The organism is Cytobacillus sp. FSL M8-0252 (genome assembly GCF_038007345.1).
In the GTDB taxonomy this organism is placed as follows: domain Bacteria; phylum Bacillota; class Bacilli; order Bacillales; family Cytobacillaceae; genus Cytobacillus; species Cytobacillus kochii.
Window position 1 is genome coordinate 2,812,862 of sequence record NZ_JBBOWZ010000001.1, and the last position, 14,291, is coordinate 2,827,152.

Annotated in this window: 15 protein-coding genes and 2 riboswitches; of the genes, 3 read left to right on the forward strand and 12 right to left on the reverse strand. The window is 35.5% G+C overall.

What is annotated here, in order from left to right; genetic code table 11:
* Nucleotides 1–121: 121 nt before the first annotated feature.
* Nucleotides 122–299: riboswitch (cobalamin riboswitch) on the reverse strand.
* Between the two features lie 532 nt (nt 300–831).
* From MKX83_RS14105 to hmpA, 5 genes are all read right to left on the reverse strand, one after another.
* Nucleotides 832–3,252: a heavy metal translocating P-type ATPase gene (locus MKX83_RS14105; RefSeq protein WP_341055938.1), complete on the reverse strand. Its 2,421-nt coding sequence runs from the start codon at nt 3,250–3,252 to the stop codon at nt 832–834.
* A gap of 83 nt (nt 3,253–3,335) precedes the next feature.
* Nucleotides 3,336–3,545, reverse strand: a complete 210-nt coding sequence (gene copZ, locus MKX83_RS14110) for a copper chaperone CopZ (protein WP_095372963.1) — start codon at nt 3,543–3,545, stop codon at nt 3,336–3,338.
* Between the two features lie 13 nt (nt 3,546–3,558).
* Nucleotides 3,559–3,894 (reverse strand): metal-sensitive transcriptional regulator, encoded by a 336-nt coding sequence (locus tag MKX83_RS14115; protein ID WP_095372962.1) that lies wholly within the window; start codon nt 3,892–3,894, stop codon nt 3,559–3,561.
* A 143-nt stretch (nt 3,895–4,037) separates the two neighbouring features.
* Complete coding sequence (locus tag MKX83_RS14120; protein WP_095372961.1) at nt 4,038–4,220, reverse strand: H-type small acid-soluble spore protein; 183 nt, start codon at nt 4,218–4,220, stop codon at nt 4,038–4,040.
* Nucleotides 4,221–4,483: 263 nt separating this feature from the next.
* Nucleotides 4,484–5,638 carry an NO-inducible flavohemoprotein gene (hmpA, locus tag MKX83_RS14125; RefSeq protein ID WP_341055939.1) on the reverse strand — a complete coding sequence of 385 codons (1,155 nt, stop codon included), beginning with the start codon at nt 5,636–5,638 and terminating at the stop codon, nt 4,484–4,486.
* A 173-nt stretch (nt 5,639–5,811) separates the two neighbouring features.
* On the opposite strand from hmpA, the gene MKX83_RS14130 reads away from it, so the two are divergent.
* The gene (locus MKX83_RS14130; protein ID WP_095372959.1) at nt 5,812–6,249 is read left to right on the forward strand and encodes an Rrf2 family transcriptional regulator; all 438 of its coding nucleotides are present in this window, start codon (nt 5,812–5,814) and stop codon (nt 6,247–6,249) included.
* Between the two features lie 244 nt (nt 6,250–6,493).
* On the opposite strand, the gene MKX83_RS14135 is transcribed toward MKX83_RS14130, so the two are convergent.
* Both MKX83_RS14135 and MKX83_RS14140 read right to left on the reverse strand, forming a co-directional pair.
* Nucleotides 6,494–7,921: an alanine/glycine:cation symporter family protein gene (locus MKX83_RS14135; RefSeq protein WP_095372958.1), complete on the reverse strand. Its 1,428-nt coding sequence runs from the start codon at nt 7,919–7,921 to the stop codon at nt 6,494–6,496.
* Between the two features lie 224 nt (nt 7,922–8,145).
* Nucleotides 8,146–8,349: a cold-inducible protein YdjO-related protein gene (locus MKX83_RS14140; protein WP_095372957.1), complete on the reverse strand. Its 204-nt coding sequence runs from the start codon at nt 8,347–8,349 to the stop codon at nt 8,146–8,148.
* A gap of 267 nt (nt 8,350–8,616) precedes the next feature.
* On the opposite strand from MKX83_RS14140, the gene MKX83_RS14145 reads away from it, so the two are divergent.
* On the forward strand, nt 8,617–8,910 hold the full coding sequence (locus MKX83_RS14145; protein WP_095372956.1) for a DUF6509 family protein: 294 nt from the start codon (nt 8,617–8,619) through the stop codon (nt 8,908–8,910).
* 41 nt (nt 8,911–8,951) lie between these two features.
* Here the strand turns inward: MKX83_RS14145 and MKX83_RS14150 are convergent, their stop codons facing one another.
* Nucleotides 8,952–9,347, reverse strand: coding sequence for a cytosolic protein (locus MKX83_RS14150; protein WP_095372955.1), 396 nt, complete (start codon nt 9,345–9,347; stop codon nt 8,952–8,954).
* Nucleotides 9,348–9,478: 131 nt separating this feature from the next.
* Here MKX83_RS14150 and MKX83_RS14155 point away from each other — a divergent pair, with 131 nt between their 5' ends.
* Nucleotides 9,479–10,297: a GNAT family N-acetyltransferase gene (locus MKX83_RS14155; RefSeq protein ID WP_341055942.1), complete on the forward strand. Its 819-nt coding sequence runs from the start codon at nt 9,479–9,481 to the stop codon at nt 10,295–10,297.
* Between the two features lie 140 nt (nt 10,298–10,437).
* On the opposite strand, the gene MKX83_RS14160 is transcribed toward MKX83_RS14155, so the two are convergent.
* From MKX83_RS14160 to MKX83_RS14175, 4 genes are all read right to left on the reverse strand, one after another.
* Complete coding sequence (locus MKX83_RS14160) at nt 10,438–10,638, reverse strand: cold-shock protein (RefSeq protein ID WP_095372953.1); 201 nt, start codon at nt 10,636–10,638, stop codon at nt 10,438–10,440.
* An 85-nt stretch (nt 10,639–10,723) separates the two neighbouring features.
* Complete coding sequence (locus MKX83_RS14165; RefSeq protein ID WP_095372952.1) at nt 10,724–12,187, reverse strand: DEAD/DEAH box helicase; 1,464 nt, start codon at nt 12,185–12,187, stop codon at nt 10,724–10,726.
* Between the two features lie 183 nt (nt 12,188–12,370).
* Nucleotides 12,371–12,571, reverse strand: coding sequence for a cold-shock protein (locus tag MKX83_RS14170; protein WP_095372951.1), 201 nt, complete (start codon nt 12,569–12,571; stop codon nt 12,371–12,373).
* 241 nt (nt 12,572–12,812) lie between these two features.
* Nucleotides 12,813–13,655 carry a bifunctional 5,10-methylenetetrahydrofolate dehydrogenase/5,10-methenyltetrahydrofolate cyclohydrolase gene (locus tag MKX83_RS14175; RefSeq protein ID WP_095372950.1) on the reverse strand — a complete coding sequence of 281 codons (843 nt, stop codon included), beginning with the start codon at nt 13,653–13,655 and terminating at the stop codon, nt 12,813–12,815.
* A 39-nt stretch (nt 13,656–13,694) separates the two neighbouring features.
* Nucleotides 13,695–13,777: riboswitch (ZMP/ZTP riboswitch) on the reverse strand.
* Between the last annotated feature and the right edge of the window lie 514 nt (nt 13,778–14,291).

Here is a 14,291-nt window from a genome sequence, read left to right on the forward strand (position 1 = left end):
TAGGCATAAAAAAAACCGCCCCAGTTACACCTTGAGCGGATCAAACGACAGTATAAATACAAGTGTACAATACACTCTTTTCATCAACTGTCGTTTCATCTTCTCAAGCCCCGAAGAATTGAAACTTTTGATTAAGAAGGCAGGTATCCTGGCTTGTGTATCAATCTACTAAGAGCCTTCCCATTCTTTCAAAAGAACAGTGGTTTCCTCTTTTCGTCACACTTACAGTTGCGGGTACAGCTCCGGCTTATCCGGATTCCCATTTTAAGTCCATTTGGACTCCTTCAACCAATTACTATATGTAGTTGTCGAGAAGTAAAAAAATAACTATATATTGTATCTGAGATTGTATGAGTAATCATATCACATCATTTCATAGAATACAATTTATTTCTTTTATCTAAATCTAAAATATACATTTCGTTCTTTTAGCGGTAAATTTAAGACCATAATAAATAATAGCATTTCTTATTTGTGTAAAAAAGTCTTGAAATCCATTAAAAATTGTTCAAGCTGACCAACTCTACTTTTTTACCTTCAAACGAGTATGCTTAAACCAGAAAAGTAATAGTTTTTTGGTAAATAAATTAAAAAATCATAGAATTGTTGAAATAAATCAATGGTGTTAAAGTTGTGGGGCAAAAATTAATTAAAGGTATATTCCATATTAAAAGAAAATAATTTATCTTAAAGGACAAAATTTTTTTACCAATCTTCTTCATGTCTTCTATAAAAATAGAAAAACAAACTAACTATTTAAATTAGCTTGTTTTTCTCATTCAGTTTATTGTATAGAATGTTTTATAGAAATTCATACGGAACTTGTTATTTTTATCTTACACGTTGCAAACGAAGTGCATTTAATACAACGGACACAGAGCTAAACGCCATCGCAGCACCTGCTAACCATGGTGCTAAGAAACCTGCAGCTGCAATAGGAATACCGATTGTATTATAGCCAAACGCCCAAAAAAGATTCTGTTTAATATTACGAATGGTTTTTTTACTCATCATGATTGCATCAGCAATACTATTTAGATCACCACGCATAAGTGTAATGTCTCCTGCTTCCATGGCAATATCTGTACCTGTACCGATAGCCATGCCGATATCGGCAGTTGCTAATGCTGGGGCATCGTTAATACCATCTCCTACCATCGCTACCTTTTTCCCTTGACTTTGTAGCTTTCTTACTTCTTCTGCTTTCGTTTCTGGTAAGACTTCTGCAATGACTTTTGATATACCTACTTCTTTAGCAATGGCTTGTGCGGTTAACTGGTTATCTCCAGTCATCATAATAACTTCTAACCCCATATCATGTAGCCTTTGAATCGCTTCGTTTGATGAATCTTTTATCGTATCAGCTACAGCAAGGAGGCCTTTTGCTCTACCGTTAATAGCCACAAGCATAGCTGTTTTTCCTTCACCTTCTAATTCTTTCATTTGTTTCGAGAACCAAGAGGAGTCTATCCCATTCTCTACCATTAATCTAACTGTACCAATCAGTACATCTTTTCCTGTAACTTTCGCAGAGATACCATAACCCGGTAGCGCTTCGAAATATTCACTTTTTACTTTTTCTATATTTCTCTCCTCTAACCCTTTCACAATGGCTTCAGCAAGAGGGTGTTCAGATGACTTCTCACTCGCAGCAACAATGGAAAGGAAATGGGCCTCATTTGTTCCAGGCTCGACTATGATATCGGTTAATACAGGCTGACCATTTGTAACAGTACCTGTTTTATCAACCACAACAGTTGTAATTTCATGTGTCATCTCGAGATGCTCTCCACCTTTAAATAAAACACCCATCTCGGCTGAACGGCCAGACCCTGCCATAATTGAAGTAGGCGTCGCTAATCCTAGTGCACAAGGACAAGCAATGACGAGTACAGCAATCATTTTTTCTAACGCACTAGCTACATCACCCGGTTGCAAGAAAAGAAACCATATACAGAAGGTAACAAGGGCAATAGCTACCACAATGGGAACAAAGATGCCCGAAATCTTATCGGCTAACCGCTGAATAGGTGCTTTTGACCCTTGTGCTTGCTCGACTACTTTAATAATTTGCGCAAGCGCTGAATCTTTTCCAACCTTTGTTGCTTCAACTGTTAAATGGCCATTTTTGTTTACAGTTGCTCCTATTACTTCATCACCAGCTTTCTTATCAACTGGCACGCTTTCTCCTGTTAACATTGATTCGTCAACTGCTGAATGCCCTTCAATGATTACTGCATCTACAGGAATTCTGTCACCAGGCTTAATGATAACCATATCGCCTTGCATTACTTGCTCAACAGGGACAATGGTTTCCTTCCCTTCTTTTAATACAACGGCTTTTTTAGCCTTTAAATTCATTAATTTTTTTATTGCTTCTGATGATCTTCCTTTTGCACGTGCTTCAAATAATTTCCCTAACAAAATAAGGGTAATAATAATCGCACTCGTTTCATAATAGAGCTCAACATGATGACCATGTGTTGCATTCATCGATTGTAATGTTAGAAACAAACTATAAAAGTAAGCTGCAGAAGTACCTAATACAACAAGTACATCCATATTCGCGCTACCAGATTTCAATGATTTATATGCACTAGTATAAAATTGCCAACCGATAATAAATTGTACAGGTGTCGCCAAAATTAACTGTATCCAAGGGTTCATTAAAAAATCTGGTAGAAAAATGAATGAAGTGAATTCAAAATGCCCAACCATCGTCCAAAGTAATGGTAGAGAAAGGATAGCAGCAGCGATAAATTTCTTTTGCTGCTTTTTAATATGCTGTTCCCTCACAGCATTTGCACTGGCTGTTGTTTTTAGCGAAGCGCTATACCCAATCTTATCTACCTTTGCAATAATTTCTTCAACTGAAACCTGTTCAGGATTGTATTCTACAGTACCTGTTTCTAAAGCTAAGTTCACGTTTGCCTGCGCAATACCGGACTGTTTATTTAAAACTTTTTCGATTCGCGCAGAACAAGCAGCACAAGTCATTCCTGAAATATCAAACTCAGCTTTCTCTAAAACAACTTCGTAGCCTAGATCTTTAATCTTCTGCTGAAATGCATGTTCTCCTACTATTTGAGGGTTATAGGAAATGGTTGCTATTTCAGAAGTGAGATTCACATTCGCTTCGTTTACACCATCCATTTTACTTAACCCTTTTTCGATTCGCGCAGAACAGGCAGCACAAGTCATTCCCGTAATTGGCAAATGAATTTTTTGGTGAGAATCGTCTTGATTAGACATATGCTCCTACCACACCTTTCTTTAAATACTATACCCTACTACCCTATATAAACATTTAAAATAAATCGTGCAAAGCTGCACGATTAAGATTTAACTTCATAACCTTGATCATCAATTGTTTCTTTAATTTGATCAAGCTTTACAGATGAAGCATCAAAAGCAACTTTAACTTCTTTTCTATTTAAATCTACTTTAACCGTGTCTACTCCTTTAAGTTCACCAACACTACTTTCCACCGCTTTCACACAGTGACCACAAGACATTCCTTCTACATGTAAAATTACGTTTTCCATGTTTAAAATCCTCCTATTTTTTCATTAATTTTTGAATTGTAATAAGAAATTCATCTAACACTTCTTCGTCACCTTCATTTATCCGATCAATGACACACCCTTTTAAATGACCTTCAAGTAAAATCTTAGCGACACTATTTAAGGCAGATTGTGTTGCGGATATTTGTGTAATCACATCATCACAATACGTATCTTTTTCAATTAGACCTTTAATACCTCGAATTTGTCCTTCGATACGATTCAATCGAGTGACTAAATTCTTTTTTACTTTATCTGAATGATGACTTCGTCTATCTGCATGCTCTAGGCACATTGTTTCTTCTCTTACCTGATCTTCTTCATATCCCATTGAATCGCCTCCCTTACACATATTATATTATACCCCGGTACCCTATGTAAAGTGAAAGAAATTTTAAATATGGTTCATTTCTCCACTATAAATAAAAAGGTAGGTAGCAGTATCTACCTACACTCTAACATGTTGAATTGTAATTACACTTCATTAAGGTCTGAAATATCTACTTCTGTTCTTTCTTCTAAAGGAATTCCTCTTAAATGAACAGTAACTGTTTTATCATCTTCATGTAACTTATCTATCCATACAGAAGTTCCATTGTATTGAACTTCTACATCACTCGATGATGAAAGTATTTGTTTTATCCTCTTTGTTTCCATATGATTCACCTCTCATAATTGATAAATATATTCTTTAACATTTTAGCCTTTTTATACATTTCGATAGGAACTCATTTGTTGATGAAGGACTTCTCGACAATATACAATTAAGGTTACTAAGAGATGAAAGGTCTTAACAATGGATTGATTTTAATTTATTCATTTAAATCGTGTAAGTTGAAAGGGAAAAGGCAAAATTGAATAAACAGAAAAGAGATGAGTTTTCATCTCTTTTCTACTGAAATATTTCAAAAGCTCTTCTTTTACATATTGATCTTTTCTTTTAGAGGAACGGCTGGACCAAACAGTTCAAGATGAATATGCGAATTTTCCACACCTAACATCAATAATTGTTCTTTCATATTTTCCATAAAATTGATAGGACCACATAGATAGTACTCTGCTTCCTCACTAATATGTTGCTTTAAATCCTCACTATCTAATCTGCCCTCGTCATCACTATATTTTACTAGGAAACGCCCATTTTCAATTCCTGCTATCAACGGCCTCACTTCATCTCCAAACGCATGTAAGTTTTTGTTCTTACAACTATGAAGGAAACTTACTTCTCGCTTTGTCCCTTCTAAAGCATGAAGCATACTCAATAATGGTGTGGTTCCAACACCACCACTGATGAATACCACTGGTGTCTCTGCTTGGGATGATAATACAAATTCACCAGCTGGTGCACTAACATCCAAACTGTCTCCTATTTGCACATGGTCATGTAACCAGTTAGAGACTTTACCATGTTCTTCTCTTTTAACAGATATACGATACGTCTTTTCTGATGGTTTTCCTGATAAGCTATATTGACGGTTATGGTCGTATTTTTCGCCAGCTATATTTACCCGAATCGTTACATACTGGCCAGGTTGGTGGGTTGGTAAAGTCATACCATCATTTGGCTCAATATAAAAAGAAGTGATAAGATCACTTTCAGGTACCTTATTTACTACTTTAAAAGATTTAAATCCAGCCCATGCTGATGCATTGTATAGCTCTTCTTCTGTGGAAATAAAGATAGCGGCAATCACTCCATAAGCCTCTGCCCATGCCGTAATAATGTCTTCTGTTGCTGCATCACCTAGAACTTCTTTTATCGCTGCTAATAGATGTTCCCCGACGATTGGGTAGTGCTCCTTCTTAACCCCTAAGCTTCGATGCTTATGAGCAATTGTAGCAACTGCCGGCGCTAAATTTTCTAAATGTTCAATATGGTTAGCTGCTTGAAATAATACATTAGCGAGTGCTTTAGGCTGTCTTCCCTTCTCTTGATTAGCATGATTGAAAATGTTAAGTAGTTCAGGATGTTCAGCAAATAATCGTTTATAAAAATGCGTGGTGATAGCGGTTCCATGAATTTCTAATACGGGTATGGTTGATTTGATGATTTTAATCGTCTCTTGTTTTAACATTAATATCTCCACCCTTCAATTTTAAAGCAATATTTTAAATACATCTTTAAAATATACCGTTTCCAAATTTAAAGCAATATTTTAAATACATCTTTTAAAAAGTTGTCACAATTGGTTCCATAACAAGCAATATGTATAATAGAACTATTAATAGAAAAAAGGTGTGATTCATAATGCGTCTTACCAACTACACGGATTATTCATTAAGAGTTCTCATATATTTAGCAACAATTGAAAAAGACCAGCTTACAAATATTAAAGAAATTGCAGACACATATCAAATCTCTAAGAATCATCTGATGAAAGTCATCTATCAATTAGGGAAAAATCAATATGTTGAGACGATAAGAGGAAGAAATGGCGGCATTCGTTTAGCGATGTCACCTAAAGAAATTAATATTGGTGAAGTGGTCAGAAAAACCGAAGAAGATTTTCATTTAGTTGAATGCTTTGATACTAATAACAATCATTGTGTCATTTCACCTGTTTGTGGTCTAAGACATGTATTAAATAAAGCATTAAAAGCGTATTTAGAAGTACTAGATCAATATACATTAGCTGATCTAACGAAGAATCAAGCGGCATTAGCAGACTTTTTGTTTAAAAGTTAATTTTAGATAGCAATGCATTCTTTCCTACCAAGTAGGGAGATGAAATAATAAAATAGCGGACTTTAGTCCGCTATTTTTATTACAATCGAGAACCTAACGCTAAATTGAAGCGAAATTAACATTGATAGCAATTTCAATCATATTGCGTCCGAGGCACATTCGCAATTATCGGCTCACCTCCTCCACTAGCTGACTTACGCAAAAAATGAGCGAACCACTAAAAATTAGGATTCGCTCATTTCGATTACATTGCTTTCTTTCTTTTCTCCTTTTCTCTGACAGGCCAAGCTTCTACTCCTGTTAGACCAGGGATATCCTCTTGATAAAATTGTGGTTCCAAGCCCGCTTTCCGTTGCTGCATATAGTTTTTCAACAGCTTAACTACGATAGGCGATAACATCGTAATGGCGGTTAAATTGACAAGCGCCATGATACCCATTGTTAAATCTGCCATTCCCCAAACAATTTCTAAATTAGCAATTGCACCAAACATGACCATTCCTAATGCGGCTACCTTATAAGCATGATGAAATACTTTACTCTTATGAATGAAATTTAAGTTTGCTTCACCATAATAATATGATCCGATAATAGAAGTAAAAGCAAATAAAAAAATAGCAACACCGAGAAACATTCCACCTATTGTACCAAAGTGTTCCGACATCGCAGCTTGAGTCAATTCGATACCTGTTAAGCCTGAAGCATAGCTTTCGGAGGATAAAATGATAAAAGCAGTAGCAGAACAAACCAATAAAGTATCAAATAATACCCCTAAAGCCTGAACAAAGCCTTGTTTTACTGGATGAGATACAGTCGCTGTTGCAGCTGCAATCGGATCTCCCCCCATACCTGCACCATTGGAGAATAATCCGCGCTTAATGCCATTAACAATAGCAGCAGCTATCCCTCCACCAATAGCCTGCTCAAATCCGAATGCACTTTTAAAAATAAGAGCAAACATTGCTGGTAACTCAGTAATATTTGAAGCAACTGCGAATAAAGCTAACAGAATATAACCAAAAGCCATAAACGGCACGATTAAAGAAGAAATATCTGCTATTCGCTTAATTCCTCCAAATACTACTAATCCTGTTAAGAAAACAAGAATGATACCAATATAAACAGGCTGAATCCCAAATGAGTTCTCCATTGCAACAGCTATCGTATTACTTTGTACAGCGTTGAATGTCGTACCATACGATAAGATAATCATAATGGAAAATAACACAGCCATCCAAGGACGTTTTAATTGCTTCTTGATATAATATGCTGGACCGCCTTTGAAGCCTACATTAGACTTAACCTTATAAGTTTGCGCTAACGTATTTTCGACAAATGAGCTAGCACTACCAATTACTGCAATTAACCACATCCAAAAGATTGCTCCAGGACCACCTAATACCATCGCAATAGCTACTCCGGCGATATTACCTGTACCTATTCTCGTTCCTGCACCAACAAAAAACGCTTGTAAAGGCGAAATAGTTTTTTTAGATTCTGTTGTAACGGTTTCTTTAACAAACAGTAACCTAACCATCTCACCAATATGCCTGACTTGAACAAACTTTGTTCTTATACTAAAAAACATCCCTGCAATCACTAACACAAATATAAGAACATAACCCCATAATACCTCATTACTCATATTCACAATGTTTTCAATAAACTCCATCAAATCCCCCTTTAATATAAATGAATACTTACTGTATTTATTAAAAAATTCTGTCTTTTCACCCCCTTAAGATATCTACATACCCGTTCTTACAATAAATAAACCTATATTGATAAAGTTTTTAAATAAAATAAAAAAGAGTGGTTATCAAACAACCACTCGTCTTATCCTGTTCATTCAATTACCCTTGACTTAACGGAAGCCAAAAAAATAACAGAAGAATATTATTTGTTATAAAGACTATTGTTATTAACTACTTGTAATTCTTTTGTTGTTGCTACCATTTCACTCTCACAAATTGGGCATTTTGGTGTACTTTTAAAGTTGTCTCTCACCCAAGCATTACATGTTTCTGAGGAACATTCCCAAATTTTAATCTCTTCAGTCTTCACTTCTTCCATGTTCTTTCTTCCAAATCCCATTGCCATTATCAGGCACCTCCTAAAGGTAGAACATATCATCCGAAAAAAATAAAAATCACTCGCTATGCCAAACCAGTATGGTCCTTTATAACAAGTGTGTGTGATATTTTTTACTTAACAAATATTAGTATAGCACATTTTTTTATCCGTGTCAAAACAAGGAAACTTCCACTTTAACATGTTGTCCTATAAAAAACAACCTTTATGTATGAATTATAGTGGAAAAAGTGTATAATAGAGACGCTGATTGCTTTAAAGAAAGGATGAAGACATTTGCATATTTCTAGTTATACGGTGGAAGAGATCAATGATCCAACTGGTATACTGTCTGGAGAGAGGTACGAATTCTTTTTAGATATTGATGTTGATGAAGATGATGAATTATATTCAGAACAAGGTATTCGCTTGCGCGTGTTATTTTATAAAGGTGAGGACGAAATGAAGATACTTAATTATCACTTCCAAGAGAATAATAATGAAGAGATTTTGGAATTTGGATTAGAGGAAGAAGAAGAAATATTAATCACTAAATTCTGTAGTCAACATCTCAATGCAAATGAAGAATAAATCATAAAATGCCTAGGGTTAGCTCCTAGGCATTTTTATGATTATTCCTCTACTTCTTTACCTTCTTCAATGATATGATACATTAAATGGGCAAGGTGATGTATTGGACCATACACTTCTTCATCCTCTTGCTCTTCTTCGTTAAATTCTAGATCATTTAAATGCAAGGCAACAAACTGGTAAAAATCCGGCAATGAAAAACTGTAACAAGCGGTTGGCTCTTCTTCTTCGCCTTCATAATGAAGAACCATATACGACTCTTGTCCATCCTTATTAAGACCATCAAAGTAAACAAAAAAGCCAATATTCGTATCTAACTCAAACAGGTGTCTTGTTCCACCTTCTGTCATTCGATTAAAATCTTCCTCTGATAGTTTGTTTACATTCATTTCATCTACTTGATCTTCTTTATGGAATTGTACTCTAAATGATTGCATACATCTCCCTCACTTTCTCTATATGATGATAGCATAAACACCTGTATTATCCTATTATTACCTTCGTAATAAAAAAGAAACTTCTCATTTTAATTTTTACAGATATAATAGCTTAAAGGAGTGTGAAGAATATGAATATTCACGAGATCTATCAGTTGCAAAAAATTTGTGAACAACATGATGATATCATTCTTAAATTAAACTTTGATATAATAGAAAATTCCCAAACCGAAACACCTTTGTACAAGCACTCTATTGATGGTCAACTTATCGGTTTTGTTGCACTTTATCCATTCGGGTCAAAACTTGAAATATGTGGTATGGTTCATCCTAATTATCGTAGAAAAGGAATATTCTCTTCATTATTTACAGAAGCTTTGCCGATGATTGACCACTATCAAGAAGTACTAATTAATATACCAGGTCAATCACATACGGGTACTACCGTTATGTCTGCATGGAAACAACCGTATGCTTACACAGAATATCAAATGGTCTATGAAGGAGACCAACCGACAAAAAAAGAGCAGCGAAATATTCATCTCAAAATCGCAGAATTAGCAGACTCTACTTTCTGCAACCGAATCGATCAACTATGTTTTAACCTTTCAGAAGAGGATGCTAAAGCGATCAATGGTGATTTCAATTTACATAAACAAGATAATCAATTACTAGTCATTTGCGATGGCAATCAGAGAGTCGGTAAGATACGTCTTCAAATAAGGAATCATCATTTATGGATATACGGTTTCGCCATTCATCCCGATGAACAAGGTAAAGGGTTAGGAAGTGAAGTATTGCGTCAAATCATTGAACAATACGAAGGGCATTATTCCATTCACCTAGAGGTTGAGGTTCAGAATAACCGGGCACTCATGCTTTATAAAAAGTGCGGATTTAAAGAGTGTGGCAGTCAGGATTATTATCATTTCAATAAAAACCATAGATAGGCAATCACATTCGTTTCCATCTGAATGGGTTTCTATATAAATCTCTTCAAATACAGCGGTGGAGTACTAATAACCATGAATCAAAGAAAAAGATCACTCCCCAATGGAAGTGATCTTTTTTCTTTGATTGAACATTTGTATTATAGCTTTGTCACATTTACAGCTTGAGGTCCACGTTGCCCCTCTTCTATATCAAAAGACACTTCTTGTCCTTCATCTAATGTTTTAAAGCCTTCTGTTTGAATTGCAGAGAAATGTACGAATACGTCATCTCCACTTTCTTGTTCAATGAAGCCAAATCCTTTTTCTGCGTTAAACCATTTTACTTTACCTGTTGCCATTTTTTCTTTTCCTCCTAAACATTTGAAAAACTCACAGGAATAATCTCCTGCATTTCCTAATATACCACAATTTACTTTATTTTAATCAATCGCGGCCCTTATTATTTTTTACACGACGTCTTTCGCGACCTTTATAGTCACGTCCGCCCCCTTTACGATCTCTTCCACCAGATCTCGGACGATCACCAAAGCGACTGCGGTTACGTCCATCTCTATTTTTAGGTTTTTTCGAACGAAGTGGCTCTACAGCTGTAATTTTTACAGGTGTGACATCTGGATCTTTTGTTAATAATTTTAATGCTGCTGCCAATACTGTCACTGAATCTGTATCTTCTAACAATGATTCTGCAATACGCTTATACTCATCGTAGTCATTCTTATCAATCGTATTCATTAAACGATTAATTGTCACACGTTGGTTACCTGCCACAACATCTTTAAACGTTGGCACTGGTTCTTTTTTCATTTTTGTCTTTGTTACATTTTCAATAATTTTCAAGTGATCGATTTCTCGTGGAGAAACAAATGTAACAGCTAAACCTTTATTCCCAGCTCTCCCAGTACGTCCAATACGGTGCACATAGCTTTCAGGATCTTGAGGAATATCAAAGTTATAGACATGTGAAACGCCTGAAATATCTAGTCCACGTGCGGCAACATCTGTTGCTACCATAATATCGATTGTTTGATCTTTAAAACGACGAATAACTTGATCACGTTTCGCTTGTGGAATATCACCATGAATACCTTCTGCAGAATATCCACGTTTAATTAATCCTTCTACCACTTCATCTACGCGTTTTTTCGTTCTACCAAATACAATCGCAAGTTCAGGAGATTGAATATCCAATAAGCTGCATAATACATCAAATTTTTGTTTTTCATGCACTTCGATATAAGATTGTTCAATATTTTTTACTGTTAACTCTTTTGCTTTTACACGAACAATTTGTGGGTCATTCATAAACTTCTCAGCTAGAGTTTGAATACGTCTAGGCATTGTTGCTGAGAAAAGAAGCGTTTGACGTTCATGCTCAATTTCACCAAGAATTCTTTCAATATCTTCAATGAAGCCCATATTTAGCATTTCATCCGCTTCATCTAGAACAACTGATTTAATATTGTTTAGACGAATCGTTCTTCTTTCAATATGATCAATTAGACGGCCTGGTGTGGCAGCGATTATTTGCGGACGATTTTTAAGTGCGCGAATTTGTCTACCAATATCTTGACCACCATATATCGGTAAAGTTCTGATTCCTTTCACTTGTCCAATACGATTTAATTCTTCAGCCACTTGCACAGCTAGTTCCCTTGTTGGAGCAAGAACCAAACCTTGAATGCCATCTTCTTTCGTTACTTTCTCTAACATTGGGACACCAAATGCCGTTGTTTTACCAGTACCTGTTTGGGCTTGACCAATCATATCCGCACCAGCTAATGCGATTGGTAGTGATTGTGCTTGAATAGGTGTTGGCTCTTCAAAACCCATATTAGAAAGAGCTTTTTCTAGCTCTGTACTTAAACCAAAATCCGAAAATTTTACCAAGATAAATCCTCCTTGTATTTCAAACATACTTCAAAATAATCTATAGTATGAGTGTATCCAGTTTCCATTAATTTTTATCAATTTATAAGCAATAAAAGTAAAATCATTGTAACGGTATAAGAACGGTTGGGGAGTAGTTCACATAAAAAGGTGATGCATGAAAGGCCATGCATCACCGCATTATTATGCTTTTACAACGTTTGCAGCTTGAGGGCCACGGTCGCCATCAACGATTTCAAAAGTAACTTCTTGACCTTCTTCAAGAGTTTTGAAACCTTCAGATTGAATCGCACTGAAATGTACGAATACGTCTTGTCCTTCTTGAGACTCGATGAAACCAAAACCTTTTTCTGCGTTAAACCATTTTACTTTACCGTTATTCATGATAATACCTCCAAAAAATAATCACTAAAAAGTCATAATTATATAAGCTTATAGAGAAAAGTGGAATGCCTCGTACTTTAATTTTCTTATGAAGTTAAAAAGGCCGTAACTGAAAGAAATGAAGAGTACAATCGCCTACATTTCTTGCAGTTACGACCACTTATCCAAATAATATATAACGAACTTTACAGCGTATATTTTATAATACATTGTTTTATCGCTAAATGTCAATAGTTATTTCTCACTGAACCGTTTTCTCTGCGGAAGCTACAGTGTGTTTTAATAACATAGAAATCGTTACAGGGCCCACTCCACCAGGGACAGGTGTAATGGCAGATGCTTTTTCATAACAGCTATCATAATGAGCATCGCCAATATTTCCTGGGTTGTATCCCGCGTCTAACACAACAGCCCCTTCTTTTAGCCAGCTTCCTTGAATAAAATTAGGTTTCCCAACAGCTGCAACAACAATATCAGCTTTGCTTAAATGTTCACTTAAATCCTTTGTTTTAGAATGACAAGTCGTTACAGTTGCATTACGATTGAGTAGTAATGCAGAAACAGGCTTACCTAAAATAGGACTTCTTCCAACCACAACTGCATTTTTCCCTTCAACAGGAATATCATAAAAATCAATAATTTCCATAATAGCAGCAGGTGTACAAGATGGGTAAACACCAAAACCAAGTGCTGTTTGACCATAGCCCAGACTGGTGACACCATCCACATCCTTTTCGATGTCAATCGCTTCAAATGCTTTTCTTTCATCTATATGTGCAGGTACTGGATGTTGCAATAGGATCCCATGTACATTTTTATCATTATTCAAATCCTGAATCGTTTCTATGAGTGTTTCAGTAGAAATACTTGCATCTAGATGTATTCTCTTTGATAAAATACCCAGTTTTTCACAGGCGTTACCTTTCATACGTACATACGTAGCAGAAGATGGATCATCTCCCACTAAAATAGTAGCTAGGCAAGGCGTTACTCCTTGTGCCGATAATTTTAATACTCTTTCTTTTAAGTTTTCTTTTACATCTTTCGAAACTTTTTGTCCGTCTAGTATCGTTTTTTCTTCCATGTCTATTCCCTCCGAAATAAAAAAGAGATAAGGAAAACTTACCTCTGCCCAGACGACCGGCTAAACATAGACGCAGCTCCCCAGCGGTTATTTCCGCAATGTCGTCAGTTACTGCGATTTCTTCAGCTTCCTCTTTATTATAACAGAAAACACATATGTTTCAATAAAAAATACGCTTATTGTTCGCCTTTTTGAATTTACGTCATAGGCTATTTTATTACTTTACATTTGATTATTGGTTGATTATTGCATAATTTTTGTTGAGAATCAAAGGTAATGCTGAGAACTACATAAATGAAGGGAATTTATCTTAATTAACGCTACACGACTTTATCTCTATTATAAAGAATAAATCAAAAGCGAACCGCTTCAATGACGGTTCGCTGGTTATATTTGAGATTATTAAATTTCAATAAGTTCTTTACCTAAAACAACGAAAGCCCTACCTCTCTTCCATCCTTGCAACCCCGAAGCTGCGCCAGTGAGAATCAGGTTAAATCTTCATTTGTTCTTGAGAAAAGTAACTCTTTGTTGAATTGTATATTGGGGTTTAATTATTGAAGTAACCATATAAAGTTCATTTATGGGTAAATAGAAGATGATTTAAGAAGAATTTCAACTTACTTATGAAGTTGT

What these genes read in the sequence shown, in the direction of transcription:
- MKX83_RS14105 (WP_341055938.1), bottom strand. Translation starts at nt 3,252, where the DNA reads ATGTCTAATCAAGACGATTCTCACCAAAAAATTCATTTGCCAATTACG.
- MKX83_RS14120 (WP_095372961.1), bottom strand. Translation starts at nt 4,220, where the DNA reads ATGGAAACAAAGAGGATAAAACAAATACTTTCATCATCGAGTGATGTA.
- copZ (WP_095372963.1), bottom strand. Translation starts at nt 3,545, where the DNA reads ATGGAAAACGTAATTTTACATGTAGAAGGAATGTCTTGTGGTCACTGT.
- MKX83_RS14155 (WP_341055942.1), top strand. Translation starts at nt 9,479, where the DNA reads ATGAATATTCACGAGATCTATCAGTTGCAAAAAATTTGTGAACAACAT.
- MKX83_RS14150 (WP_095372955.1), bottom strand. Translation starts at nt 9,347, where the DNA reads ATGCAATCATTTAGAGTACAATTCCATAAAGAAGATCAAGTAGATGAA.
- MKX83_RS14130 (WP_095372959.1), top strand. Translation starts at nt 5,812, where the DNA reads ATGCGTCTTACCAACTACACGGATTATTCATTAAGAGTTCTCATATAT.
- MKX83_RS14135 (WP_095372958.1), bottom strand. Translation starts at nt 7,921, where the DNA reads ATGGAGTTTATTGAAAACATTGTGAATATGAGTAATGAGGTATTATGG.
- MKX83_RS14140 (WP_095372957.1), bottom strand. Translation starts at nt 8,349, where the DNA reads ATGGCAATGGGATTTGGAAGAAAGAACATGGAAGAAGTGAAGACTGAA.
- MKX83_RS14115 (WP_095372962.1), bottom strand. Translation starts at nt 3,894, where the DNA reads ATGGGATATGAAGAAGATCAGGTAAGAGAAGAAACAATGTGCCTAGAG.
- MKX83_RS14175 (WP_095372950.1), bottom strand. Translation starts at nt 13,655, where the DNA reads ATGGAAGAAAAAACGATACTAGACGGACAAAAAGTTTCGAAAGATGTA.
- hmpA (WP_341055939.1), bottom strand. Translation starts at nt 5,638, where the DNA reads ATGTTAAAACAAGAGACGATTAAAATCATCAAATCAACCATACCCGTA.
- MKX83_RS14170 (WP_095372951.1), bottom strand. Translation starts at nt 12,571, where the DNA reads ATGAATAACGGTAAAGTAAAATGGTTTAACGCAGAAAAAGGTTTTGGT.
- MKX83_RS14160 (WP_095372953.1), bottom strand. Translation starts at nt 10,638, where the DNA reads ATGGCAACAGGTAAAGTAAAATGGTTTAACGCAGAAAAAGGATTTGGC.